Source organism: Gaiella sp. (assembly GCF_035558935.1).
Lineage (GTDB): Bacteria > Actinomycetota > Thermoleophilia > Gaiellales > Gaiellaceae > Gaiella.
The window spans coordinates 1-25,086 of record NZ_DATMBZ010000159.1; the positions used below are offsets into that span (position 1 = coordinate 1).

The window sequence follows — 25,086 nt, forward strand, 5'->3', positions numbered from 1 at the left end:
GTCGCCGACACCTTCGGCCACTGGACGGCCATGCCGAGACAGCGGCTCTCCTTCCTCGGCAAGTGGCGGAACCCGATCGGTCTGATCGGGGCTGGGATCGTGCTCTTCAACGTCTTCGTGGCGGTTTTCGGGAAGTACATCTGGACGCTCGACCCCGACGCGCAGGACTCGGAGCGCCTGCAGGCGCCGAGCTGGGCGCATCCCATGGGCACCGACGAGCTGGGCCGGGACGAGCTCGCCCGAATCATCCACGGGGCGCAAGTCTCGCTTCAGGTCGGGTTCATCGCCGTCGGGATAGCGCTCGTCGCCGGCACGTTGCTCGGTCTGGTCGCCGGCTTCTACAAGGGCTGGGTCGACGGCGTTCTGATGCGCCTCGTCGACCTCATGTTCGCGCTGCCGGGTCTCGTCTTCGCGATCGTGATTGCCGGTCTTCTCGGCCCGAGCCGGCGAAACGCGATGATCGCGATCGGGATCGTGTTCACTCCCGCGATCGCGCGCGTCGTGCGCGGTTCGGTGCTCGAGGTGATGGGCTTCCCGTACATCGAGTCGACGCGCGCGCTCGGGGCCTCCGGCCGCCGCGTGATGGTGCGCCACCTGCTGCCGAACATCGTCGCGCCGCTCATCGTGCTCGTGACGGTCTACCTGGGTAGCGCGATCCTGGCGGAGGCGGCGCTGAGCTTCCTCGGTCTCGGGACACAGCCACCGGAGGCGTCGTGGGGCGGCATGCTCAACACCGCGCGCTCCTACATCGACGCCGCGTGGTGGCTCTCGGTGTTCCCGGGCGCCGCGATCATGCTGGTCGTCCTCGGCTTCAACTTCCTCGGGGACGGCCTCCGCGACATTCTCGACCCGCGCCTCGGCCCCTCGGTCGGGGGCGGACCGAGCTAGGCATGCCGCCCGACGTCCTCATCCGCGGCGGCTGGGTCGCCGACGGCACGGGCAGCCCGCCGTTCCTCGGCGATGTCGCGATCGAGGACGGCCGCATCGTCGACGTCGGCCGTCTCGCGCCGGAGGAGACCGCCGCCCGCGTGATCGACGCGACCGGCAAGGTCGTCTGCCCCGGATTCGTGGATCCGCACAGCCACTCCGACTTCTCGCTGCTCGCGAACCCGAACGCCGAGAGCACGATCCGGCAGGGTGTGACGACGGAGGTCGTCGGCAACTGCGGCTCCAGCTACGCGCCGGTCACGGAGCACTCGCGGTTGTACCAGACCGAGCGCCTCTTCACGTTCGGCTTCGACGGCCCGGTGATCCCGTGGAGCACGTTCGGCGAGCACCTCGACTTCGTCAGCGGCGTCGGCCACTCGCCCAACCTCGCGTGGTTCGTAGGCCACAACGCACTTCGGCTGGCGGCCGGCATCTCCGGCCCGCGGCCGACGGACGAGCAGGCGGCGACGATGGACGGCTTCATGCGCGAGGCGATGGAGGCGGGCGCGCTCGGCATGTCGACCGGTCTCGAGTTCAACCCGGGACGCGAGGCGACGACGGACGAGCTGAAGCGCCTGAACGCGATTGCGGGGGAGTACGACGGCGTCTACACGAGCCACGTCCGGAACCGCGACTCGGGAATCCTGGAGGCGATCGCCGAGTTCCTCGAGGTCGCCCGCGCCGGAGGGATCCGCGCCGAGATCTCGCACCTGAACGTCCGCCACAACACGAACGCCCCCGACCGAGGCTGGGAGCGCGCCGTGGAGATGATGGCGGCGGCGCGCGAGGAGGGGCTGGACGTCCTCGCCGACACGACTCCTTTCGTCGACGGCCTCGGGCAGCTCGCGGGGATCCTGCCGCCCTGGGTCGGGGCGGACGGATCGGAAGCCGCCGTCGCGCGCCTCCGCGACCCCGACACCAGGGCGCGGCTCCGAGGCGAGTGCGACCGGTACTGGCGGTTCATCCACAAGGGTGAGTGGGATCGCGTGCGCCTGCAGACGAGCGCACAGCATCCGGACTGGGACGGGCTCACGTTCGCCGAGATCTCCGAGCTCAGCCGAATGGACCCGTGGGACTGCTTCTTCGACGTCCTCGCCGACGCGGGTGACGCCTACGAGTCGATCCTCGTCGTCGGCCGACTGTTCACCGACGAGCACATGGCCGAGATGATCTCGCATCCGTTGTTCGCGCTGGGCGTCGACACGTTCACCGTGACCGACCACGGACCGCTCGCGGACGTCCTGCGCCATCCGCTCGGCTACTCCGGGCACATCCACTACCTCACCCACCATGTCCGCCGGAACGGGACGCTCCGCCTCGAGGAGGCGATCCGGAAGATGACGAGCATGCCCGCGGCGCACTTCGGCCTCTGGGATCGCGGGCTGCTGCGGCAGGGCTACGCGGCCGACGTCGTCGTGTTCGACTACGACGGCCTCGACGAGGTCTCGACCGTCGACGACCCGCACCACTACGCACGTGGCGTCGAGCACGTCTTCGTCAACGGCGTCGCCGTCGTCGACGGCGGGCAGCACACCGGCGCGCGGCCCGGGCGGCACCTCCGCCGCACGTGATCGACCTCCGTTCGGACCTGTGCACGGTCCCGACCGAGGAGATGTGGGACGCGATGCGCGCGGCCGAGCTCGGCTGGGCGACGGTCGGCGAGGACCGCTCGGTGAACGAGCTCTGCGCGCGGGCGGCCGAGCTCCTCGGCAAGGACGACGCTGTCTGGGTGCCGACCTGCGGGATGGCGAACCTCGTCGCCCTCCTGACGTTCTGCGAACCGGGCGACGCGGTCGTCCTCGAGTCGAGCTCGCACGTCCTCTCGTCCGAGGCGATGGGAATCGTCGACATCGCGCGCCTCGAGCCGCGGTCGCTGTACGCCGCGGACGGGCGCCTCGTCCCGGGTGCGGTCCACGAGCTGCTCGCCGAGACACGCGCTCCGCTCCTCGTTCTCGAGAACACCCACACCCGGGCCGGGGGCACCGTCCTCTCGGTCGAGACGACGCGGGCCCTCGTCGACGTCGCGCAGCGCCACGACTGCCGCGTCCACGTCGACGGCGCCCGGCTCGTGAACGCCGCGGTCGCACTGGGCGTCCCTCTCGCCGAGCTGGTCGCCGGAGTCAACTCCGTTGCGCTCTCGCTCAACAAGGGGCTCTCCGCTCCGATCGGGGCCGTGCTCGCCGGGAGCGCCGCGGTCGTGGCCCGTGGCCGGACGATGCTCCACCGCCTCGGGGGAGCGACGGTGCACCGGGCGGGGATCGCCGCGGCGGCCGGCCTCGTCGCCCTGGACACGATGGTCGACCGGATCGCCGACGACCACCGGCGGGCGCGCGAGCTGGGGAGCCGACTGGCGATGATCCCGGGCCTGCGGCTCGACCCCGAAACGGTCGAGACGAACATCGTGCTCGTCGACGTGTCGGGCACGGGCCTCACGGCCGCCGAGCTCGTGGCGCTCCTCGCGGACGCAGGCGCGTGGGTGATGGAGCGCGACGCGGCCCGCGTCCGGCTCGTCACTCACCGGCTCGTCACCGACGACGACGTCGAGGAGGCCGCCCGGATCGTCGCGGACGTCGTCGAGCGGCACGCCGTCTCTGCCGAGGCGCTACCCGACGTCGAGGGCTTCGCCGCGTTCGAGGCGGCAGAGCGTGCCGGTCGCGGCGAGGGCGGAGCATGAGAGGCGTCGTGGTGGCGCCCGAGCCGCGCGCGGCGGAGATCGGCGCGGACGTGCTGCGCGACGGCGGCAACGCCTTCGACGCAGCGGTCGCGACCGCGTTCGCGCAGACGGTCCTGAACCCGTTCCAGTGCGGGCTCGGCGGCTGGGGCGGGGCGCTCCTGTACGACGCGCGCGCCGGGGCGGTCGTCGATCTCGCCTTTCCCGCCCGGATCGGCTCGCGGATGTGGCCCGAGATGTGGGCCGACGACGTCAAGGGCTACACGGATGTCTGGAGCTACGCGCTCTTCGACGACAGCCGCAACATGATCGGGTACACCGCCGTGATGACGCCCGGCATGGTGACGGGGCTGGGCGCGCTCCACGAGCGCTTCGGGACGCTGCCGTGGGCGCAGCTGCTCGCTCCCGCGATCGAGCTCGGCGACCGTGGCTTCGACTGGCCCGAGTACATCGCCATGTACTGCCGGATGCCGTACATGCCCGGGCTGCCGCACCCGCAGGACAAGTACTGCGCGACTGCCGAGGCGCGCCGGCTCTGGATGCGGCCGGACGGCAGGATGCTCGAGCGAGGTGATCCGTACCGGAACCCCGATCAGGCGGAGTCGCTCCGAGCGATCGCCCGAAACGGGCCCTCCGAGCTCGCCACCGGGGCGCTCGCGGAGACGGTCGCCGCCGATTTCGCGCAGAACGGCGCCTTCGTCACCCGCGAGGACCTCGCCTCCTACCGGGAGCGATGGTCGCCGCCGCTTCAGGGCTCGTACCGCGGCCTGTCCGTCGCGACGTCCAACCTGCCAGCCGGCGGGATTCTCCTGCTGCAGATGCTCAAGGTGCTCGAGCGCTTCGAGCTCGGTGGGCTCGAGCACAACGGCCCGGAGCACGCGTTCGTGCTCTCCGCGACGCTCGCCTGGGCGGGTGTCACGCGCTTCCGCTACCTGAGCGACCCCGAGCAGAACGAGATCCCGGTCGACGAGCTTCTCTCCGACGCCCACGCGGACGAGGTCGAGGCGCGGATCCGCGCGGGCATCCTGCCGGACGCGGTCGCGCTCGGCAAGCCCGGCGGCACGACACAGCTCGTGGTCGTCGACGAGGAGGGCAACTGCGCCTCGCTCACGCACACGCTGACGAGCTGCAGCGGCGTCGTCGTCCCCGGGACCGGCTTCACGTGGAACGACTGCGTCGCACTCATGGACCCTGTCCCCGGCCGGCCGAACTCCTACGTTGCCGGTCGCGCGCGCGCGAGCGCGCTCGCCCCGACGATCGTGTTCCGCGACGGCAGCCCCTGGTTCGTCCTCGGCGCGCCGGGCGGTTGGTCGATCACGTCCGCGGTGCTCCAGCAGATCTCGAACGTCGTCGACTTCGGGATGAGCCCTGTCGAGGCGGTGGTCGCGCCGAGGCTGCACAGCGAGGGGACGCCCGTGTTCTGCGAGTCCCGTGTGCCGCAGCGGACGGTCGACGCCCTTCGCGACCGCGGCGTGCCCGTCCAGCAGAGCCTCTACGCCTACCACGCGTCGTTCGCGCGCCCCCAGTCGGTGCTCGTGACGGAGTCCGGCTGGCGAGCCGCGTCCGACCCTCGCTCCGACGGCGGCGCGGCGGTCGAGTCGCTCGGCTGACCGGCTGTCCCGTCCTAGGACGGGTGTGCCTCGACGCGCCGGGGCGAGGCGCGGACGAGCGCGAGCGCGCCGGCGGCCGCGACCGTGAGGGCGACGACGCCCGCGCTCGCGAACGCGAGGCGCGTGCCCCCGAGTGAGGTGAGCGAGCCTGCGATCAGGCCGCCGAGCGGCGCGCCGCCCATGAACGCGAAGAAGTAGAGACTCGCCGCGCGGCCCCGGAGGTGCTCCGGGGCGGCGAGCTGCAGCACGGCGAGGGCCGACGAGCCCCAGAGGATGTAGAAGATCCCGATCACGAACAGCAGGGCGCAGACGACGGGGAGCGTGTCCTGCGGCGCCAGCACGAGCTGGAAGCCGCCGAATCCCGCGGCACCGCCGAGCACGAGCAGGAGCCGCGCGCGCCCGACGGTGGCGAGGATCAGCGCTCCGCACAGCGCGCCCATCCCGAAGACCGAGGCGATCAGGCCGAAGACGGCCGCCCCCTCGTCGAGCGTCCGCCTGGCCAGGAGCGGCAGGAGGACGTCGAAGTTGAACGAGAAGGTGCTCACGAGCAGGACCGCGAAGAACGTCACCGTCACCCGCCGCTCGCCGAAGGCGAAGCGGAAGGTCTCGGCGATGCCGGTGAGGACCCGTCCCGCACCGGCGGCACGCGGGCGCCTCGGCAGCCGCATCGCGAGCAGCGCCGCGACCGAGACGAGGTAGCTGAGCGCATTCGTCGCGAACGCGATCCCGGGCCCGGCCGCGGCGACGACGAGCCCGCCGAGAGCCGGGCCGACGATCCGCGCGGTCGTCCCGAGGCCCGAGCTGAGCGCGACCGCGTTCGGGAGGTCGTCGCGCCCGACGATGCGGAACACGAGCGTGTGCCGCGAGGGCGAGCCGAGAGCGACGACGATCCCGTAGACGAGCCCGAGCGCGTAGAAGTGCCACACCTGGATCCTGTCCGTCAGGGCGAGCGCGGCGAGGGTCGCGGCGAGGACGGTGAGCACGCAGTCGCTCGCGATGAGCATGCGGCGCACGTCGATCCGATCCGCCAGGGAGCCGCCGACGAGGCTGAAGACGGTGACGGGGAGCGTCTGCACGAGCGCGAGCGCCCCGACGGCGACCGGCGAGTGCGTCAGGTCGAGGACGAGCCAGAACGCCGCGATCTGCTGCATCCACGTGCCGATGAAGGACACGGCGCTGCCCGCGAAGTACAGCCGGTAGTCGCGGTGCCGCAGGCTCGCGAACGTCCGCCCGCCGAGCCGCGTCATCCTCATCGTGGCGCGCTCAGAGGAGCGCGGAGCGGTCGATCGGCTGGCCGAGCACGAACACGCAGTCGCCCTGTTCGGTGATCGGTATCGCCTTCGTCACAGCGACGTAGCCGTCGAGCGGCGCTTCGATCTCGACGGGCGGCCGCTCCGGACGGTCGACGAACCACAGGCGGCCCACGGGCTGCCCGGCCGAGACCGGGTCGCCGGGCTCGAGGAGCGCCTCGAAAAGCCCGTCCTCGGGTGCGACGACGATGTTCGCGGGATCGCGGCCGTCGAGGATCGCGGCCGGCGGAAGGCCGAGCGACGCGCGCGTCTGGACTTCGCCCTCGAGCGCCCCGACATGGCGCAGGACGTTCTGCAGGCCGCTCCACGCCAGCCGGTGGACCGGCGCCGGGACGCGACCGCCACCTCCGAGCTCGGTCGTGATCACGAGCTTGCCCTGGCTCTCCGCCTCCACGGGCAAGAGGCCGTGCCCGTTGACGTCGATGTAGAGGTAGTGCCAGTCGGAGTTCCAGGCCTCCATCCCCTCAAGCATCGCCTTGCGCTGGACCGGGTCGTCGACGACGTGCATGTGCGAGCACGGGAGGAACCAGGCGCTCCGGCCGCCGGAGTGCATGTCGATCACGACGTCCGCCAGCGGGAAGAGGACGCGCGTGAGGTAGTCGGCGAGCTGCTCGTTCGGCGGGCCGTCGGGCCTCCCCGGGAACGACCGGTTGAAGTTCGCGCCCGAGGGCCAGTTGCGCGTGTTCGCTTTCGACGCGGCGGGCGAGAGCACGGGGATGACGATCACGCGCCCGGACACCTGCTCGGGCTGGAGCTCCTGCAGCAGCCGCAGCGCGGCGACCTGGCCCTCGTACTCGTCGCCGTGGTTGCCCGCCAGGACGAGCACCGTCGGCCCGTCGCCGTTCGCCACCTGCGCGACGTGGACGAACGTGCTCGCCCAACCGGCGGTGTTCGTGATCTTCGGGAGCGAGAGATGGCCGACCTGCTTCCCGGCGCGCGAGAAGTCGATCGTGCAGCCGACCGGCGAGTCGATCACGCGCGGGAGCCCTGGAATCGCGTCACCGCGGCCTCGGTCGCCTCGAGCAGACGGTCGACGTCCTCGTCGGTGTGGGCGTACGAGAAGTGGCTGCGCTTGAGGTTGAGCGGAAGCTCGAAGATGCCGTCCTTCATCAGCTCGCGCCGGTAGCCGACGAACAGGTCGACGTCGTTGCGCAGGAGGTCGTCGTAGTTGCACACCGGTCCCTCGAGGAAGTACGCGAGGAAGACCGACCCGTAGCCGCTCACGACCGCCGGGATGCCGAGCCGCCGGTAGAGCTCGTCGAGCGCCCGGCGGGCGCGCTCCCCGAGCCGGAAGACGTGCTCGTGGACCGGCTCGCGCCGGAGCTTGTCGATCGTCGCGAGCGCCGCGGCGGCGGTCGGCGGATGGCCGTTGAACGTGCCCGCGAAGAACGCCGGGCGGCCCGGGGTCGTCGAGAACAGGTCCATCAGCTCGGCCTTGCCGCCGAGCGCGGAGATCGGCCAGCCGTTTCCCATCGCCTTGCCGAGCGTCGTCAGGTCCGGTGTCACGCCGGCGATCGACTGGAAGCCGCCGAGCGTGTGGCGGAAGCCCGTGATCACCTCGTCGAAGATCAGCACCGTGCCGTGCTTCGTCGCGAGCTCGCGAAGCCGCTCGAGGAAGCCGTCCTCGGGCAGCACCGCGCCGATGTTGTGCGGGATCGGCTCGAGGATGATCGCGGCGACGTCGTGGTCGATGAGCGCCCGCTCGACCTCCTCGGCGTCGTTGAACCGGCACACGATCGTCGCCTCCGTGACCTCGGGGAGGACGCCCTTCGAGAGCGGGTCGTGGCGGCCGACGTTCTCCGGCAGCGAGATGACGTTCATCGCCACCGCGTCGTGCCAGCCGTGGTAGCAGCCCTGGAACTTGATCACGTGGCGGCGTCCCGTCGCGGCCCGCGCCACGCGGATCGCGTGGAACGTCGCCTCGCTCCCGGTCTCCGTCAGCAGGACGCGCTCGACCGACGGGACGAGCTCGCAGAGCTGCTCTGCCAGCTCGATCTCGATCGGGGTGACTCCGACTCCCATCAGCCCGACCGAGCGCGCCGCTGCGGCCACGGCGCCGTCGACGTCCGGGTCGTTGTGGCCGAGCAACGGTGGCCCGAAGGCGGCGTGGTAGTCCGTGTACGTCCGGCCCTCCGCGTCGGTGAACGTCGCGCCGCTCGTCGCGGTCACGACGAGGTCCTCGAGCCCCGCGACGCGGCGCTGGCCGCTGTTGACCCCTCCGGGGATGACGGCCGCGGCACGTGCGGCGAGGTCGGTGTCCGGGATGACGGCCATGGGGCCTCCTCAGCTCAGTTGACGCGGTAGCGCTCGACGACCTCGTCGTCGAGCGTGACGCCGATGCCCGGCGCGGTCGGGACGCGCACGTACCCATCCTCCTCGAGCGGCAGCCGCTCGTGCGTCAGCGTCTGGTTGATCGGCGTGTCGGCGACGCAGTACTCCTGGAAGAGCGCATCCGGGATCACGGCGTTGCACTGCAGCGAGGCGGCCTTGATGATGCCGCTCTTCCAGGCGTGCGGAACCGTCTCGAGCCCGTGCTCGCGCGCCAGAGCTGCGATCCGGAGCCACTCGGTGATGCCGCCGCAGCGCGTGACGTCCGGCTGGACGAGGTCGACGTGACCCCGCTCGATCAGCTCGCGGAACCCCCAAACGGTGGTGTCCTGCTCGCCGGCGGCGACGCGGATGTCGACCGTGTCGGCGAGCTCCGCGTATGCCTCGTACTCGTCCGGCTCGAAGGGCTCCTCCAGCCAGAAGACGCCGAGCTGCTCGAGCTCGCGGGCGACCGCGATCGCCGTCGTCGCGTCGCCGCTGTAGCCGAACCCGGCGTCGAACAGGATCTCGCCGTCCCCGACCGCCTCCTTCGCGGCAGCCGCGAGGCGCACGTCGTGCTTCGCGTCCTCGCCGAGTGGCCCCCAGCCGAGCTTCACGGCAGTGAAGCCCTCGTCACGGAGCGCGCTCACCCTTTCTGCGGTCTCCTCGGTCGTGTCCGGCATCAGCATCGACGCGTACGCACGGACCCTCTCGTGCTTCGCGCCGCCGAGGAGCTCGTGGACGGGCTTGCCCTCGCTCTTCCCCTTGACGTCCCAGAGCGCGATGTCGATGCCCGAGAGCGCATGGAGCGCGATGCCGCGTCGGCCGATGTAGATCAGCCCGCGGTACATCTTCTGCCACAGGCGCTCGACGTCGCGCGGGTCCTCGCCGACGAGCAGGTCGCGGAGCGAGCCCGCGATCGCATGCGAGCTCGAGCGGTTCACGAGCGCCGCGACGGCCTCGGGCGCGGAGTCGACCTCGCCGATCCCGACGATTCCCTCGTCCGTGTGGATCTTGATCACCAGGTCGTCCTGGCTCCCGTCCGCAATGCCGTCGTCGAGGGCGGGCTGGCGCAGGATGATGGCCTCGACGTCGGTGATCTTCACTGTGCTGTCTCCTCGGGGTCGGACGGTGATTGTCAACTATACGTCGATTGTCTACAATCGCCAACCGGGTGGCGACCACGCCTGTGCACTGCACGATCGACCTCCAGGCCCCCGGCAAGCAGGTGGGGCGCCTCGAGTTGCCGCGGTCGAACAACACGAGCGGCTGGTCGCATCTCTTCGTCCCGATCGTCTCGATCGCCGGCGAGTCGGACGGGCCGACCGCGCTCGTCGTCGGTGGGGTGCACGGCGACGAACCGGAGGGTCAGATCGCGGCGCTCCGGCTCGCGCGCGAGACCGCCCCGGGGGACGTCACCGGCCGGCTCGTCGTCGTGCCCTGCGCCTCGCCCGAGGCCTCGCGCGCGTACACGCGGCTGTGGCCGAACGGCGTCAACTTCAATCGCTCGTTCCCCGGCGATCCGGACGGGCCGGCCGACCGGCAGCTCGCTCACTTCTTTTCCACCGTCCTCTTCCCACTCGCGGACGTCGTCGTCGACATGCACTCGGGCGGACGAAGCGGCCTCTGCCCGCCGTGGTCCGAGATGCACTGGGTCGACGACCCCGCGCAGCGGCGCGCGATGGTCGATGCGATGGTCGCCTGGGGGACGGACCACCACTTCGTCTACATCGACATTGCCGGGACAGGTCTGCTCGTCGGCGAGGCCGAGCGCCAGGGGAAGGTGGTCGTCTCGACCGAGCTCGGCGGGGGAGGGCACGTCACCGCCGCGACACACCGGATCTCGCAGTCCGGGCTGGCCAATGTCCTGCGGCACGTCGGCGTGTTGCGCGGGGAGGCGAGAGCCCGCGAGACGCCCGGGATCATCGGCCGCGCGACGGACGTGGAGAACTACCTCCTTGCTCCCGAGAGCGGCCTCTGGGAGACGTTCGTCGACCTCGGCGAGCGGGTGACCGCCGGTCAGCCCGTCGGTCAGATCCACTTCCTCGAGCGCCCCGACCGCGAGCCGGCCGTCGTGTGTGCCCAGAACGACGGGATCGTGTTCGTCGTCCGCGCGATTGCGACGACCGACCAGGGCGACAACGTCGCCGTGATCGCCCGTGAGGTGACCGTGGAGGAGCTGTACTGACCGATGGAGCCATTCACGGTGGCGGCGACGCAGGTCGAGACCCGCCACCTCGACGTCGACCACAATCTCGAGCTCCACGTACGGCTGATCGAAGAGACCGCAGCTGCGGGCTGCCACCTCGTCGTCTTCCCCGAGGGCTCGGTGACCGGGAGCAACGGCAGCGAGGAGGTCGTCAGGCACGCGGAGCCGAGTGACGGGCGGATCTATCGCACCCTGCAGGCGGAGGCGGCGAGGCACCGCATCGTGGTCTCGTACGGGTTCTGCGAGCTCTACCGTGGCACGCACTACAACACGTCCGCGCTCGTCGGCCCCGACGGGCTGCTCGGCCTCCAGCGGAAGGTGCACGCGTCCTACGACGAGTTCTTCCGCTTTCGGCAGGCGTACGAGTGGGACGTCGCCGACGCGGGGTTCTGCAGGGTCGGCACGGCGATCTGCCACGACAGCGACTTCTTCGAGAGCTGGCGCATCCTCGCGCTCATGGGGGCCGAGGTGATCCTCCTCCCGCACGCCAACCGCACGATGCCCGCCGGCGGCGGCGACCTGACCTTCGACGGGCGAGGCCGCGAGGAGCCGGAGGCCAGCGTGCTCGGCGCTCAGCGCGAGCTGCTCGACGAGCGACCGTGGCCGCCCCGGATCCACGACTTCCTCGCGCGCGACAACGGCGTCTTCGCGGTGTTCTCCGACCAGGTCGGGTTCGACGGGCACTCGAGCCATGTCGGCGGCGCGTACGTCCTCGCGCCGGACGGCTCGATGCTCGCGAAGTCCGAGCCCTCCGTCGGCAGCGGCTGGATCTCGGCCGAGCTCGACCCCGCGCTGCTCGCCCGCGCGCGCGAGAACCCCTGGTTCGCGCTGAAGAAGCGCCGGCCCGAGGCCTACGGGGCCTTGACGGAGCTGCTGTGACCACGACGAGAGGAGCTCGCGCATGACCACGTTCTCGGCAGGGGTGGCCTGCGTCGACATCACGCCGCCGCTCGGGCTCCCGGTGGGCTGCTGGGCGGCGCGACGCTGTCTCGCGCAGGGCGCGCGCGAGCCGCTTGTCGCACAGGCGCTCGTCCTCTCCGACGGCGAGCGCACCGCTGTGCTCGTGACGATGGACCTCGTCTTCGCCGGGCGCGATCTGACGGACGACGTCCGCGCGCGAGTCCGTGAGCTGACGGGGATCCCACCCGAGGCGGTGCTGGTCCATGCGTCGCACAACCACAGCGCGCCGAGCCTTTCCCGCGGCTCCGGCGTCGCCGGCCTCCAGGACGCCGCGGGGTTCGAGGCCTATACCGCGGTCCTCCCGGACCTCGTGTCGGGCGCGGTGTTCGCGGCCCACAGGCGCCTCGCGCCGGCGCGCGTCGGCTCGGCCGTCACCCGTGCGCCGGGGCTCAGCGGCAACCGCGTGCGGCACGAGGCTCCGGTCGACGACTCCCTCGCGGTTCTCCGGGTCGATCGCCCCGACGGCTCCCCGCTCGCGGCAGTCGTCGACTTCACCGCGCACCCGATCACTGTCGGCGGGATCACGACCCAGTGGGACGCGGAGTACCCGGCGCCGCTGCGAGCAGGGGTCGAGCGCGCTCTCCCCGGCGCCGAATGCCTCTTCGTGCAGGGTTGCGCCGGCGACGTCGCGCCTTTCGACGACTGGTGGTTCGGCAACCGGAAGGCGAGCCGGCACTCCTACGAGCGCCGTGACTGGCTGGGTGGGAAGCTCGCCGAGGTCGCGCTCGAGGCACACGCCCGTGCCGAGACCACGGCGGATGCGAGGGTCGCGGCCGACGCGGACCGGCTCGAGCTCCGACGCCGCCGCCACGACTACACGGCCGAGGAGGTCGCCGACGCGACCGCCGAATGGCAGGCCGGACCGCAGCTCGACTGGCCGGAGACATGGTCGGAGGACGTCCATACGATGACCTCGGCCCAGCAGTTCCCCGCGTCGTACATGTGGGGCGCGCTGACGATGTACGCCGACATGCTGGAGCGCGCCGACATTCCGGTGCGCACCGAGATCCAGGCGCTCGCCGTCGGCGACAGCGCGATCGTTGCCAACTCGTTCGAGCTGTTCAACGGCCCGGGCGCGCGGATAAAGGCGCAGAGCCCGTTCGGCACAACGGTCGCCGCTTCGTACACGAACGACTACCTCGGCTACCTCCCGGCCAGCGAGGACCTCGATCTCGTCGCGGGCGTCCCGCTCGACGAGATTCTGAACCAGGACGATTGGCGCTGGGCCTACGGGATCACGAACTCGAACCTCGACCGTGGCGAGGTCGACCGCCTCGTCGAGGCGAGCGGCGAGCTCCTCGGTCGGCTGCGCGACGGCGCCTGAGCGCCGGCGATCGCTGTCGCGTAGAACCTGACCGGTGCGTTCGCCGCCGGAGCTCGTCGGTCCCCGCTGGGTGCGTCTCGTCGCCCTCGTGCTCGGGCTCGCCGTCTTCGCCGCCGGGATCGTCCTCCTGCTCGAGTCCGACCTCGGGCTCTCGCCCTGGGACGTGCTCCACCAGGGCATCGCCGAGCACACGCCGCTCACGTTCGGCACGGCGCACATGACCGTCAGCGTCGTCGTCCTCGGCATATCCGCGGCGCTCGGAGCGAAGCTCGGTATCGGGACGGTCGCCAACGCGCTGCTGGTCGGCTTCTTCGTCGTGCTGATGACGCTCCCGGACGCCGTCACGTCGCTGTCGGAGCACGGGCTCACCGTGCGCGTCGGTTTCATGGCGAGCGGGCTCGCGCTCATCGGTGTCGGCACCGCGGTCTACCTCGGCGCAGGGTTCGGCCCCGGCCCCCGCGACTCCCTGATGGTGATCGGCGCGACGCGGACGTCGTTGCGGATCGGCGTCGTCCGGGCGTCGATCGAGGCGCTCGCCCTCGCCTTGGGGTGGGCGCTCGGCGGCACGGTCGGCGTCGGGACGGTCGCCTTCGTGTTGCTGATCGGGCCGACCGTCGAAGCGTCGTTCTGGCTGTTCGAGCGCGCCGTGCCGACGCGCGACCGCGATCCCCGGGACGGTCTCGACGCGATCGGTCGTTATCCTGCGACGAGCCCGGAGAAGTGGCCGAGTGGCTGAAGGCGGCGCCCTGCTAAGGCGTTAGGTGGGGAAATCCCTGCCTCGAGGGTTCGAATCCCTCCTTCTCCGTTCCACCGCGAGCCCGTCGCGTGCGGCGTGGGTACCCTTACGCGGCTCGGAGGGGTGCCGGAGCGGTCGAACGGGGCGGTCTCGAAAACCGTTAAGGGTGCAAGCTCTTCGAGGGTTCAAATCCCTCCCCCTCCGCTGAACCGCCTCTCGGCCTCGGGCGTCAGTCGTGAACGCGGGCGATCAGGTCGTCCCGCTTCACGACCTTGACCTCGATGCCGCCGAGGCGGACCTCGTAGCCCGCATCGCGGGGGTAGAGAACCTTGTCACCCGGCTCGACGCCGGTCACGTCGCTACCGATCGCGGTGACGATCCCGGTGCGGCAGGCAGCCGCGGCCGCCGCGGACGCGGGCAGGATCAACCCGGCGCGTGTCTCGGTCTCGTCCGAGGTCGGCTGGATGACGAGGTACTCGTCGAGCGGCTCGAGTGTGACGTCGACGCGGCTCGGGTCCTGCACCATGGGCTCACGATACCGTGGTGTCGAGGCTCGAAACGCAGCGACGCGGCTGAAGGCGCGCAGTCGGACACCTGTCGCCTGCGGCGGCGAAGCCGACGCCTTTCAGGGATGTGCCCCGCCGAAGCCCGGGGATCGAGCCGCGGGCTCGCTCTGCGGAATCCCGCGTGGCGGGCGAGCTACAGCCTCCCGGCGGCGACGATCCGCTGCAGGAACTGCTTCGTGCGCTCCTCGCGCGGCGCCTCGAAGAGCTGCTCGGGGCGGCCTTCCTCGAGGATCCGCCCGGCGTCGAGGAAGCACACCCGGTGGGCGACGTCCCGGGCGAAGCCCATCTCGTGCGTCGCGATCAGCATGGTCATCCCACCGGCGGCGAGCTCGCGGATCACGTCGAGCACCTCGGCGACGAGCTCCGGGTCGAGCGCGCTCGTGATCTCGTCGAGGAGCAAGAGTCGCGGCTCCATCGCGAGCGCGCGCACGATCGCGACGCGCTGCTGCTGGCCGCCCGAGAGCCGGTCGGGGTACTCGTCGCGCTTGTCGGCGAGCCCGAACCGATCGAGGAGCCGCGTCGCGACCTCGTCGGCCTCCCTGCGGGAGAGGCCGCGCGCCTTGCGCGGCGCGAGCGTCACGTTCTCGCGCACGGTCATGTGCGGGAAGAGGTTGAAGGACTGGAACACGATGCCGATCCCGCGACGGACGCGGTTGACGTCGACGCCGCGCGTGGTGATCTCCTGGCCGCCGACGACGATGCGGCCGGCGTCGATCGGCTCGAGCAGGTTGACGCAGCGCAGGAGCGTCGACTTCCCCGAGCCGGAGGCGCCGATCAGGCAGACGACCTCGTGCTCGGCGAGCACCAGGTCGATCCCCCGGAGCACCTCGAGCTTGCCGAACGCCTTGCGGACGTCCTCGACACGCAGCGCCTCCGCCGTCATGCGAGCCTCCCGGCCTGCTGCCGCCTGCGGTCGCGGGCCACGAGCCAGTCGGTGAACCGCGCGAGCGGGATCGTGATCGCGACGAACAGCGTCGCGGCGACGAGGTAGTACGTCCCGTTGAAGGTCGCCGCCTGGTCGATCTGCGACTGGCGGAACGCCTCGACGACGCCGAGCGCGCCGACGAGCGCCGTGTCCTTCTGGAGCCCGATGAAGTCGTTGAGCAGCGGCGGGATCACGCGGCGCACGGCCTGCGGGAGGACGACGTGCCGGAGCGATTGTGAGTGCGTGAGGCCGAGCGAGCGCGCGGCCGCCGCCTGGGAGGGGTGCACCGACTCGATGCCGGCGCGGTACACCTCGGAGACGTACGCCGTGTAGACGAGCACGAGCGCGACGACCGCCCAGAAGAACTGCGAGTCGGGAATCCACTCGAGCCCGAGTGCGGGCATGCCGAACCCGAGCATGAAGATGACGAGGATCGTCGGAATCCCGCGGAAGAGGTCGGCGTAGACGATCGCGAGCGCGCGGATCGGGAAGAACACGGGGCCGGGGAGGCTCCGGAGCACGGCCAGCAGCAGGGCGGCCGGGAGAATGATCACCTCGGCGATGCAGAACAGCTTCACGTTCACCCAGAACGCGTCGAGGATCTCCGGGAACGACTCCTTGTAGTAGCCCCAGTCGAAGAAGTACGCCTTGAAGGCCGGCCAGCCGGGTGAGCGCGCCACCACGACGACGATCGCCGTGGCGACGACGAGCGTGGAAAGGACGGCGATGGCGACCGTCCGCGACTCGCTCGAGCCGCGGACGGTCCCGCCGAGGATCCGGGAGCTCCGGTTCGCGTCCAGACGCGGTTACTTGATGTCCGGCGCGCCGGCGCGCGCCAGATACGTGTTCTGCAGCTTCTTGATCGTCCCGTTGGCCCACAGGCGGCCGAGCGCCTTGTTCACGCACCCGCGGAGCGAGTTGCCCTTCTGGAACACCATCCCGAAGCGCTCTTTCGTCCCCCTGGTCGGCAGCTTGCCGACGATCACGCCGTCGTCGACCTGCACGGCGGTGACGTAGAAGGCGGTCGGCAGGTCGACGACGATCCCGTCGATCTGGCCGTTCTTGAGCGCCTGCACCGCGGCGTCGTTCGTGTCGTAGACGAGCGGCTTCGACGAGGGCTTGATGTACTTCGTGATGTACGTGTAGCTCGTCGTCCCGACCTGCGCAGCGAGCTTGTAGGGCCGCAGCGCGGAGATCGACTTGGCCCTCGCGATCGGCGTGCCCTTTCGGCCGACCACGGCCTGGTTCACGAAGTAGTACGAGTTCGAGAAGTCGACCGCCCGCGCGCGCTCGGGCGAGTAGGAGACCTGGGTGATGTAGAAGTCGAAGGGCTTCTTGCCGGGCCGGAACGAGTTGGTGAACGGGACGACGGTCCACTTCACCTTGCCCTTGGCAAAGCCGAGTTGCTTCGCGACGGCGTAGGCGACCGCGGACTCGTAGCCCTTACCGCTGTAGGGGTCGGAGACCTTCCACGGCTTCGTCTTCTCTGCGCCACCGAACCACGGCGGGAACGCCGGGTTGTCGGCGCCGATCGTGAGCACGCCGTCCTCGACGAGGTTCAGCGAGCCGGCGGCGCAGCCAGGGATCGCTGCCGCCGAGGCGCCCGCGGTGCTCGCGCCGGTGGCGGTCGTGACGGCGGCCAGCGCCGCGGCGGTCGCCGCGACGAGACTCGCGATGAGCGTTTTCCGCATGGATCGTCTCCTCCGAAGGGTTGGGCCCGCGGCGCGAGGCTAGCACAGGGATCCTCGATGCTTCACTTTGGAAAGTGATGCGTGGCGCCCGAGGCTGGAAGCGGGGTCAGTCCCCTGCCGGGACTGACCCCAAGAGTCCCGCGAGCGTGGGGTCGTCCGGCTCGAGCGGAGGACGCACCTCGCGCCACGTGCACTGCTCGGGCTCCTTGTCGGGGCGCAGTCGCAGGAGCTTCGTCCCGTGACGGAAGCGGCGGCCCTGCACCTTGTCGTAGCGCACCTCGACGACGAGCTCCGGGCGGACCGCGGCCTCCTCGAGCTCGCCGCCGCCCCAGCGGTTCGGCTCCGAGAAGCGCCGCTCCGGGGCATCGCGGAGGAGCGGCAACACGGCAGCGGCGATCTCGTCGTGGCGGGTCGGGGCGACGGCGGCCGAGCCGACGTAGTCGAGGTGGCCGTCGTCGTCGTAGAGGCCGAGGAGGAGCGTCGCGATCCGCCGCTCGCCGTCCGCCTTCCACCGAACGCCGGCGACGACGCAGTCGGCCGTCTTCTCCGGCTTGACCTTCACCACCGCCGTCCGCTCACCCGCGCGGTAGGGCGCGTCGCGCCGCTTCGCGATCACGCCGTCGAGCCCGATCGCCTCGAACGAGTCGAGCCACTCGAGCGCGTCGTCGCGGTCGCGCGTGGCGGGGGAGAGGACGAAGCCGGCGGCGAGCTCCTCGAGCGTCGCGCGGCGTTCGGCGAGCGGCGCTGGCCAGTGCTCCTCGCCGTCCCACACGAGGACATCGAAGGCGACGAAGGTCGCGGGGATCTCCGCTGCGAGCTTGCGCACGCGGCTCTCTGCCGGATGGAGCCGGGTCTGCATCGAGTCGAAGTCGAGGATCCCGTCGCGGACGATCACGATCTCGCCGTCGAGACACGACCGTGGTGGGAGAAGGTCGCCGAGGGCCTCGAGCTCCGGGAAGTAGCGGAGCAGGGGACGCGCGTTCCGCGACCAGAGCCGCAGGGCGCCCGAGGCGTTCTCGAGCAGGCCGCGGAAGCCGTCCCACTTCGGCTCGTACTGCCACTCGTCCCCCTCGGGCAGGTCACGGACGAGCTCCGCCTCCATGGGCGGGAACGGGATCGCTGCGTCGAGGTCGGCCGGCCTCTCGACCGGCTCGTTCGTGCGGTTGCGGCGGGGGCGCGGCACGGCCACACCGTACCGCCGAGTAGTCTCCGCATCCCATGCGACGGGTGGTGATCACGGGGCTCGGGGCGGTGACGCCCATCGGGCTCGACGCGCCGTCCACCTGGGATGCCGCCGTTTCCGGTCGCAGCGGCGTCGGCTGGATCGAGGCCTTCGACGCGTCGGAGTACCCGGTGCGGATCGCGGCGGAGGTAACCGGCTTCGACATCGGCGATCTCGTCCCGGCGAAGGAGGCTCGGCGCATGGACCGGAACGTCCTGCTCGCGGTCGCAGCGGCGCAGGAGGCGTGGGACGACGCGGGTCTGCAGGACGTCGACCGCGCACGGGCCGGGATCCTCGTCGGCTCGGCGATCGGCGGGATCGCGACGATCGCCGAGCAGCAGACGGTCTTCGCCGAGCGGGGGCCCGACCGCGTGTCGCCGTTCTTCATCCCATCGGTGCTCGTGGACACCGCGAGCGGCCAGATCGCGATCCAGCTCGGCCTCCGCGGGCAGAACTTCGCCCCGGTCTCGGCGTGCGCCACGGGCTCGACCGCGATCGGCGAGGCGGCCGCGTCGATCCGCCGCGGCCAGGCGGACGTGATCCTCGCAGGCGGCACCGAGGCGCCGATCACGCCGCTGATCCTCGCGGGCTTCTGCGCGATGCGCGGCCTCGTCGCCGAGGAGGAGGACCCGACGCGGGCCTCGCGACCCTTCGACGCCACGCGCGCGGGCTTCGTGATGGGCGAGGGAGCCTGCATCCTCGTGCTCGAGGAGCTCGAGGCCGCCCGCGCCCGCGGCGCGACGATCTACGCCGAGGTGGTCGGCTACGGCGCCTCGAACGACGCGCACCATCTCGCCCAGCCGGAGCCCGAGGCGACGGGCGTGGCGGCGATGATCTCCTCCGCACTCGAGGTCGCGGGGATCGCGCCCGAGCGGGTCGGATACGTCAACGCGCACGGAACCTCGACCCCGCTCGGCGACCTCGCCGAGACCCGCGCGCTGAAGCAGGTCTTCGGCGACCACGCCTACCGGCTCGCGGTGTCCTCGACGAAGTCGGTGACGGGCCACTGCTTCGGCTCGGCCGGCGCCGTCGAAGCGATGATGTGCGCTCTTGCGCTCCGCAACGGCGTTCTGCCGCCGACCATCAACTACCGGAACCCGGACCCGGAATGCGATCTCGACTATGTCCCGAACGAGGCGCGCCGCGCGGAGGTCGACGTCGCGCTCTCGAACGCGATGGGCCTCGGCGGGCACAACGCGTGCGTGCTGCTCGGGCGCGTGGAGTAGCGCCGAGCGCTCGGGGTTTTCAGATTGCAGGTCGCCACTAGGATGAGGCCATGCGAGTACTGCTGACGGGGAGCAGCGGGTACGTCGGCGCGGTCACGCGGACCGTGCTGGCCGACGCCGGTCACGAGGTCGTCGGCCTCGATACCGCCCTCTACGAAGGATGCGACCTCGGGGCCGCGCCTCCGCCGCCGGAGCTCCGGGTCGACGTGCGGGATCTCCGGGAGGAGAACCTCGAAGGCTTCGACGCGGTCGTCCACCTCGCCGCGCTGTCCAACGACCCCATCGGAGAGCTGGACGAGGCTTTGACCTACGCGATCAATCACGAGGCAACTGCCCGAATCGCGGAACTTGCTCGGGCCCGCGGTGTCGAGCGGTTCGTCTTCGCCTCGTCGTGCAGCATGTACGGCGCGTCCGGCTCGTCGCTCCCGGTCGACGAGCGGGCGCCGCTCGCACCGCTCACGGCCTACGCGGAATCCAAGGTTCGCAGCGAGCGCTCGCTGGCCGCGCTGGCGAGCGACGGGTTCTCGCCGGTTTCGCTTCGGTTCGCGACGGCCTACGGTGCCTCGCCTCGCCTCCGCCTCGACATCGTCCTCAACAACCTCGTCGGCTGGGCGTTGACCACCGGGGCGGTGCGCCTTCAGAGCGACGGCACCGCCTGGCGGCCGCTGATCCACGTCCAGGACATGGCAGGTGCGATTGCCGCCGCGCTCGCGGCGCCGCGGGAGCGCATCCATGCGCAGGCGTTCAACGCCGGTTCGTCGACCGCGAACTACGTCGTCCGTGATCTCGCGCTCATGGTTGCCGAAGCCGTGACGGGCGTCGAGGTCGAGTTCGCCGAGGGCGCAGGCGCCGATCCCCGCAGCTATCGCGTCGACTTCTCGAAGATCGCGGAGACGCTGGAGACGTTCCGTCCGACGTGGGACGCGCAGCGCGGCGCCCGCGAGCTCGTCGACGCGTATCGCGCGTTCGGGATGGATGCAGACATGTTCCTCGGAGACCGGTTCGTACGGCTCTCACGCATCAAGACCCTCCTCGAGGAGGGCAGGCTCGACAGCGACCTGCGCTGGCGGGCAGCCGTCGCCGCCCGATCGTGAGCGGAGAGAGGGGAAGGACGTGATCTTCACGGAGACGGAATTACGCGGTGCGTTCGTGATCGACCTCGAGCGCAGAGAGGATTCCCGTGGCTACTTCGCACGTGCGTTCTGTCAGCACGAGCTCGCAGACCATGGTCTGAAGCCGGTGATCGCGCAGGCGAACGTCGCGTTCAACAACGTGGCCGGGACGCTTCGCGGCATGCACTTCCAGTACCCGCCGAAGGCCGAGACGAAGATCGTCCGTTGCACCCGCGGCGAGATCCTCGACATCATCGTCGACCTGCGCCCCGAGAGCCCGACCTACCTTCAGAGCGTTGCGGTCGAGTTGAACGAGGAAAACGGTCGGGCCCTGTACGTCCCCGAGAGATTCGCGCACGGCTACCAGACGCTCGTCGACAGGACAGAGACGAGCTACCAGGTCGGAGAGTTCTACGCGCCGGAGACCGAGGGCGGCCTCGCCTACGACGATCCCCGCCTCGGCCTCGAGTGGCCCCTTCCGGTTGCCTCGATCTCGGAGAAGGATGCGCAGTGGGAGCCGCTCGACGTCGTCGAGCCCGAGCTTCGGCGGCGAATGGCCGTCGCTGCGAAGGAGGTGAGCGCGTGATCATCGTCGACAACGCGCTTCGCGCCCGCGAAGCCCAGGGAAAGCCGATTCGCGTGGCGATGGTCGGCGCCGGCTTCATGGGCCAGGGGCTGACGAACCAGATCGTCAACAGCGTGCCCGGCATGCGCATGGTCGCCGTCTCCAACCGCAACCCTGACCGGGCGAGGAACGTGTTCGAGTACGCCGGCGTCGAGCCGGTGCGGGTGGACGACGAGACCGCGCTCGAGGACGCAATCCGAGCCGGCCGCCCTGCGTACACCGCCGACCCGTTCCTCCTCTGCCGCAGCGGGCAGGTGGATGTCGTCTGCGAGGTGACAGGGGACGTCGAGTACGCCACGCCCGTGATCCTGGAGGCGTTCTCCCACGGGAAGGACGTCGTGTTGATGAACGCTGAGATCGACGCGACGATCGGGCCGATCCTCCAGGTCTACGCCGACCGGCACGGTGTCGTCCTGTCCGCGTGCGACGGCGACGAGCCGGGCGTCCAGATGAACCTGTATCGGTGGGTCAAGGGCCTCGGTCTCGAGCCGAGGGTGATGGGGAACGTCAAGGGCCTCCAGGACCCCTACCGCAACCCGACCACCCAGCAAGGGTTCGCCGAGCAGTGGGGCCAGAGCGCCTCGATGGTCACCTCGTTCGCGGACGGGTCGAAGATCTCGTTCGAGCAGGCGATCGTGGCGAACGCGACCGGCTTCACCGTCCTCGAGCGGGGCATGTCGCGCGGCAAGGAGTACCGCGGCGACGTGATGGAGATCGGCTCCCTCTACGACGTCGACCGGCTGCGCGAGCTCGGTGGCGTGGTGGACTACGTGGTGGGCACGCCGCTGACCAAGGTCTATTGCCTCGCCGAGCACTCGGACCCCAAGCAGCAGCACTACCTCGAGCTCTACAAGCTCGGCAAGGGCCCGCTCTACTCCTTCTTCATCCCGTACCACCTGGTGCACTTCGAGGTCCCATTCGCAATCGCTCGCGTCGCGCTCTTCAGGGATTCGCTGGCGAAACCGCTTGCGGGGCCGACGGTGGAGGTCTGTGCCGTTGCGAAGCGCGACCTCCAGGCCGGCGAGACGCTCGACAACTACGGGATGTATATGACGTACGGCGAAGCGGCGTCGACCGCGGAGATGTCCGAGCGCCGGTACCTGCCCGAAGGCCTCGCCGTTGGGTGCACGCTCCGGCGCGACGTTCGACAGGACGAGCCGCTGACGTACGACGACGTCGATCTACCCGCCGGCAGGATCGCCGATCGTCTGCGTGCGGAGCAGTTGGAGCGGTTCAAGGGCGAGGGGTGGCTGGGCGACCTCCTCGAAGGAGCGCACGATCGGGTGACAGGTCGCGCATGAAGGTCGTGATCTTCTGCGGCGGGCTCGGTGTGCGGATGGGGGAGGAGACCCAGAGGACGCCCAAGCCGATGATCCGTATCGGGAACCGGCCGATCCTCTGGCACATCATGCGGTACTACGCCGCATTCGGGCACACCGAGTTCATCCTTTGCCTGGGCTACAAGGGAGACGTGATCAAGGAGTACTTCCTCACCTACAACGAGGCGCTCTTCAACGACTTCGTCCTCGACGGCTACGGCGCGGACGCCCAAGTCGAGATCCTCAACCGCGACGTGAGCTCGTGGCGCATCACGTTCGCCGACACCGGGATGCAGTCCACGATCGGCGAGCGGCTCAAGGCGGTCGAGCCGCACCTCGGTGACGACGAGATGTTCCTCGCAACATACGGCGACGGGCTCTCGGACGTTTCGATTCCGGATCTCGTCGAGACGTTCGAGGCGTCCGGGAAGCTGGTGATGTTCGCCCATGTCCGCCCGCACTTCCACGCGCACATCGTGGAGGCGGACGCGACCGGAACGGTACGCGACGTGCGTCCCATGAACACCTCGGGCGTGCGGATCAACGGCGGCTTCTTCGTCATGCGCCGGGAGGCGCTCGACTGGATCGAGCCCGGCGACGAATTCGTCGAGGAGACCTTCCAGAAGCTGATCCCACGCGGCGAGGTCGGCGTGTACGTCCACGACGGATTCTTCGGGCCGATGGACACGATCAAGGACCGCCAGTGGCTCGAAGGCCTGCTCGAATCCGGGCGCGCGCCGTGGCTGACCGTCGCGGCCGGAACCGATAGTCCCGTCACCTGATGCGGCAGCTCGGCTGGTTCGGGGCGGAGCCCCTCGGGAGCGTGCTCGCGATCGGCGCGCACTCCGACGATCTCGAGATCGGCTGCGGCGGAACGTTGCTCACTCTCACACGCGCATGGCCCGGGGTGCACGTCCACTGGCTCGTGCTCGCGGCGCACGGATCGCGGGTCGAGGAAGCGCAAAGCAGTGCCGAGGCCTTCCTCTCGCACGTCTCGAACCCGACGATCGAGGTTCTCTCGTTCCGGGACGGATACCTCCCGCACGAGAGCAGTGGGGTGAAGGACGTCTTCGAGGGCCTGAAACCGCGGATCGATCCGGAGCTCGTGCTCACGCATACGCGTGGGGACCTCCATCAGGATCACCGCCTCGTCTGCGAGTTGACGTGGAACACCTTCCGCGACCATCTGATCCTCGAGTACGAGATCCCCAAGTACGACGGTGACCTCGGCCGGCCGGACGCCTTCGTGGCCCTGAGCGAGGAGATCGTGGAGGAGAAGCTCACCCTGCTCGAGCGGCACTTCTCGACGCAGCGCTCGAAGGACTGGTTCGACGGGGACGTGTTTCGAGGGCTGATGCGCCTCCGCGGCATGGAGTGTCGCTCGCCGAGTGGGTATGCCGAGGCCTTCACAGCGCGCAAAGTGCTGTATTCCTTGTTGCCGGGTTAGCTCGGAGGGGTTGTGCACGGAAGTGCGACTTACTAGCCTCTGACAGGGGAAAGCGGCGAATGTGCATCGGCGCGCGGATGCACGGAGGGGAAGAGGTGGGCGCAGCCGTGCTCGCACAAACGAGGTACCGCAGTGCCGGCCGCTACGTCGGCTACGCCGTCGTCGCGCTCGTGGCGTTCGGCTTCCTCGCGGCGCCTGCACGAAACGCCCAGCCCGGCGACCTCGTGGCGGCGTACGCGTTCGACGAAGGGTCGGGCACGTCGGTCACGGATCTCTCCGGAAACGGAAACACCGGCGCCCTCGACGGAGCATCCTGGACGTCGGCCGGGAAGTTCGGCGGGGCGTTGTCGTTCAACGGCTCGAGCTCCCGTGTGCGCGTCCCGGATGCCGCCTCGCTGGACCTGACATCGGCCGTGACGCTCGAGGCGTGGGTGTACCCCGCCGCGGCGCAGACGGGTTGGCGCACGGTCGTGCAGAAGGAGGCGGATTCGTATCTCCTCTCGGCGAGCAGCCACGTGGGAGGCTTGCGACCTGCCGCAGGCGTGCAGGTCGGTGGATCGGTTCCGAACGCGTTCGGGCCAAGTGCGCTTCCGGTGGGCGCTTGGTCTCACCTGGCTCTGACGTATGACGGTACGTCGCTGCGGTTGTACGTGAACGGTGTGCAGGCCGCGAGCACGCCGGTGTCCGGCCCGATCTCGCCGACGGCGAATCCGCTCTGGATCGGCGGAAACAGCCCCTACGGCGAGTACTTCAACGGGCGGATCGATGAGGTGCGGGTGTATCGGGTGGCGTTGTCGCAGGCGGAGATTCAGGCGGATATGGCGGCGCCGTTGGGTGGGCCGCCGGATACGACGGTGCCGTCTGGGGTGTCGGGGTTGGCGGCGAGTGCGGTGAGTTCG

At 70.3% G+C, this 25,086-nt stretch carries 24 protein-coding genes and 2 tRNA genes; 17 read left to right on the forward strand and 9 right to left on the reverse strand.

What is annotated here, in order from left to right:
• From VNM44_RS15115 to VNM44_RS15130, 4 genes are all read left to right on the forward strand, one after another.
• Positions 1-888: ABC transporter permease (locus VNM44_RS15115; RefSeq protein ID WP_325626760.1), on the forward strand; the 888-nt coding region annotated here is incomplete at its 5' end.
• Positions 889-890: 2 nt separating this feature from the next.
• On the forward strand, positions 891-2,498 hold the full coding sequence (locus tag VNM44_RS15120) for a D-aminoacylase (protein ID WP_325626762.1): 1,608 nt from the start codon (positions 891-893) through the stop codon (positions 2,496-2,498).
• Positions 2,495-3,601: a GntG family PLP-dependent aldolase gene (locus VNM44_RS15125; protein WP_325626764.1), complete on the forward strand. Its 1,107-nt coding sequence runs from the start codon at positions 2,495-2,497 to the stop codon at positions 3,599-3,601. Before VNM44_RS15120 ends, VNM44_RS15125 begins: the two co-directional genes overlap by 4 nt.
• Positions 3,598-5,208: a gamma-glutamyltransferase family protein gene (locus VNM44_RS15130; RefSeq protein WP_325626766.1), complete on the forward strand. Its 1,611-nt coding sequence runs from the start codon at positions 3,598-3,600 to the stop codon at positions 5,206-5,208. Before VNM44_RS15125 ends, VNM44_RS15130 begins: the two co-directional genes overlap by 4 nt.
• A 14-nt stretch (positions 5,209-5,222) precedes the next feature.
• On the opposite strand, the gene VNM44_RS15135 is transcribed toward VNM44_RS15130, so the two are convergent.
• Genes VNM44_RS15135 through VNM44_RS15150 form a run of 4 tightly spaced genes read right to left on the reverse strand, consistent with a single transcriptional unit; the run spans position 5,223 to position 9,931 of the window.
• Complete coding sequence (locus tag VNM44_RS15135) at positions 5,223-6,455, reverse strand: MFS transporter (protein ID WP_325626768.1); 1,233 nt, start codon at positions 6,453-6,455, stop codon at positions 5,223-5,225.
• 16 nt (positions 6,456-6,471) lie between these two features.
• Positions 6,472-7,494 (reverse strand): succinylglutamate desuccinylase/aspartoacylase family protein, encoded by a 1,023-nt coding sequence (locus tag VNM44_RS15140; RefSeq protein ID WP_325626770.1) that lies wholly within the window; start codon positions 7,492-7,494, stop codon positions 6,472-6,474.
• Complete coding sequence (locus VNM44_RS15145; RefSeq protein ID WP_325626772.1) at positions 7,491-8,792, reverse strand: aspartate aminotransferase family protein; 1,302 nt, start codon at positions 8,790-8,792, stop codon at positions 7,491-7,493. Before VNM44_RS15145 ends, VNM44_RS15140 begins: the two co-directional genes overlap by 4 nt.
• Positions 8,793-8,806: 14 nt before the next feature.
• A complete protein-coding gene (locus tag VNM44_RS15150; RefSeq protein WP_325626774.1) occupies positions 8,807-9,931 on the reverse strand; it encodes a mandelate racemase/muconate lactonizing enzyme family protein in 1,125 nt (374 codons plus the stop codon).
• Positions 9,932-9,999: 68 nt separating this feature from the next.
• Between VNM44_RS15150 and VNM44_RS15155 the strand changes: the two genes are divergently transcribed.
• From VNM44_RS15155 to VNM44_RS15180, 6 genes are all read left to right on the forward strand, one after another.
• Positions 10,000-11,013 carry a succinylglutamate desuccinylase/aspartoacylase family protein gene (locus tag VNM44_RS15155; RefSeq protein WP_325626776.1) on the forward strand — a complete coding sequence of 338 codons (1,014 nt, stop codon included), beginning with the start codon at positions 10,000-10,002 and terminating at the stop codon, positions 11,011-11,013.
• A gap of 3 nt (positions 11,014-11,016) precedes the next feature.
• Complete coding sequence (locus tag VNM44_RS15160) at positions 11,017-11,913, forward strand: carbon-nitrogen hydrolase family protein (RefSeq protein WP_325626778.1); 897 nt, start codon at positions 11,017-11,019, stop codon at positions 11,911-11,913.
• 22 nt (positions 11,914-11,935) lie between these two features.
• Positions 11,936-13,318 carry a hypothetical protein gene (locus tag VNM44_RS15165; RefSeq protein WP_325626780.1) on the forward strand — a complete coding sequence of 461 codons (1,383 nt, stop codon included), beginning with the start codon at positions 11,936-11,938 and terminating at the stop codon, positions 13,316-13,318.
• Positions 13,319-13,352: 34 nt separating this feature from the next.
• Entirely contained in the window at positions 13,353-14,054 is a 702-nt protein-coding gene (locus tag VNM44_RS15170) for a hypothetical protein (RefSeq protein ID WP_325626782.1), read from the forward strand.
• Positions 14,033-14,123: transfer RNA gene (locus VNM44_RS15175), tRNA-Ser, on the forward strand. The genes VNM44_RS15170 and VNM44_RS15175 overlap by 22 nt, the downstream gene beginning before the upstream one ends.
• A 48-nt stretch (positions 14,124-14,171) precedes the next feature.
• A tRNA-Ser gene (locus VNM44_RS15180) sits at positions 14,172-14,258 on the forward strand.
• 25 nt (positions 14,259-14,283) lie between these two features.
• Here VNM44_RS15180 and VNM44_RS15185 read toward each other — a convergent pair.
• The 5 genes from VNM44_RS15185 to VNM44_RS15205 all read right to left on the reverse strand — a co-directional run bounded on the left by VNM44_RS15185 (position 14,284) and on the right by VNM44_RS15205 (position 18,419).
• Positions 14,284-14,580, reverse strand: a complete 297-nt coding sequence (locus tag VNM44_RS15185) for a co-chaperone GroES family protein (protein ID WP_325626784.1) — start codon at positions 14,578-14,580, stop codon at positions 14,284-14,286.
• Between the two features lie 173 nt (positions 14,581-14,753).
• On the reverse strand, positions 14,754-15,503 hold the full coding sequence (locus tag VNM44_RS15190) for an amino acid ABC transporter ATP-binding protein (protein ID WP_325626786.1): 750 nt from the start codon (positions 15,501-15,503) through the stop codon (positions 14,754-14,756).
• Positions 15,500-16,225 carry an amino acid ABC transporter permease gene (locus VNM44_RS15195; RefSeq protein WP_325626788.1) on the reverse strand — a complete coding sequence of 242 codons (726 nt, stop codon included), beginning with the start codon at positions 16,223-16,225 and terminating at the stop codon, positions 15,500-15,502. Before VNM44_RS15195 ends, VNM44_RS15190 begins: the two co-directional genes overlap by 4 nt.
• A gap of 126 nt (positions 16,226-16,351) precedes the next feature.
• Complete coding sequence (locus VNM44_RS15200; protein WP_325626790.1) at positions 16,352-17,236, reverse strand: ABC transporter substrate-binding protein; 885 nt, start codon at positions 17,234-17,236, stop codon at positions 16,352-16,354.
• A 106-nt stretch (positions 17,237-17,342) separates the two neighbouring features.
• The gene (locus VNM44_RS15205; RefSeq protein WP_325626792.1) at positions 17,343-18,419 is read right to left on the reverse strand and encodes an ATP-dependent DNA ligase; all 1,077 of its coding nucleotides are present in this window, start codon (positions 18,417-18,419) and stop codon (positions 17,343-17,345) included.
• A gap of 35 nt (positions 18,420-18,454) precedes the next feature.
• Here VNM44_RS15205 and fabF point away from each other — a divergent pair, with 35 nt between their 5' ends.
• The 7 genes from fabF to VNM44_RS15240 form a co-directional block, all read left to right on the forward strand.
• A complete protein-coding gene (gene fabF / locus VNM44_RS15210; RefSeq protein ID WP_325626794.1) occupies positions 18,455-19,684 on the forward strand; it encodes a beta-ketoacyl-ACP synthase II in 1,230 nt (409 codons plus the stop codon).
• A gap of 50 nt (positions 19,685-19,734) precedes the next feature.
• The gene (locus tag VNM44_RS15215) at positions 19,735-20,778 is read left to right on the forward strand and encodes an SDR family oxidoreductase (RefSeq protein ID WP_325626796.1); all 1,044 of its coding nucleotides are present in this window, start codon (positions 19,735-19,737) and stop codon (positions 20,776-20,778) included.
• Positions 20,779-20,797: 19 nt separating this feature from the next.
• Positions 20,798-21,382 carry a dTDP-4-dehydrorhamnose 3,5-epimerase gene (gene rfbC / locus VNM44_RS15220; RefSeq protein ID WP_325626798.1) on the forward strand — a complete coding sequence of 195 codons (585 nt, stop codon included), beginning with the start codon at positions 20,798-20,800 and terminating at the stop codon, positions 21,380-21,382.
• Positions 21,379-22,722, forward strand: a complete 1,344-nt coding sequence (locus VNM44_RS15225) for an NAD(P)H-dependent oxidoreductase (RefSeq protein WP_325626800.1) — start codon at positions 21,379-21,381, stop codon at positions 22,720-22,722. The genes rfbC and VNM44_RS15225 overlap by 4 nt, the downstream gene beginning before the upstream one ends.
• Positions 22,719-23,522 (forward strand): glucose-1-phosphate cytidylyltransferase, encoded by an 804-nt coding sequence (locus VNM44_RS15230; protein WP_325626802.1) that lies wholly within the window; start codon positions 22,719-22,721, stop codon positions 23,520-23,522. Before VNM44_RS15225 ends, VNM44_RS15230 begins: the two co-directional genes overlap by 4 nt.
• Positions 23,522-24,187 (forward strand): PIG-L deacetylase family protein, encoded by a 666-nt coding sequence (locus tag VNM44_RS15235; RefSeq protein ID WP_325626803.1) that lies wholly within the window; start codon positions 23,522-23,524, stop codon positions 24,185-24,187. The genes VNM44_RS15230 and VNM44_RS15235 overlap by 1 nt, the downstream gene beginning before the upstream one ends.
• 224 nt (positions 24,188-24,411) lie before the next feature.
• On the forward strand, positions 24,412-25,086 hold a 675-nt coding region (locus tag VNM44_RS15240; protein ID WP_325626804.1), incomplete at its 3' end, for a LamG domain-containing protein.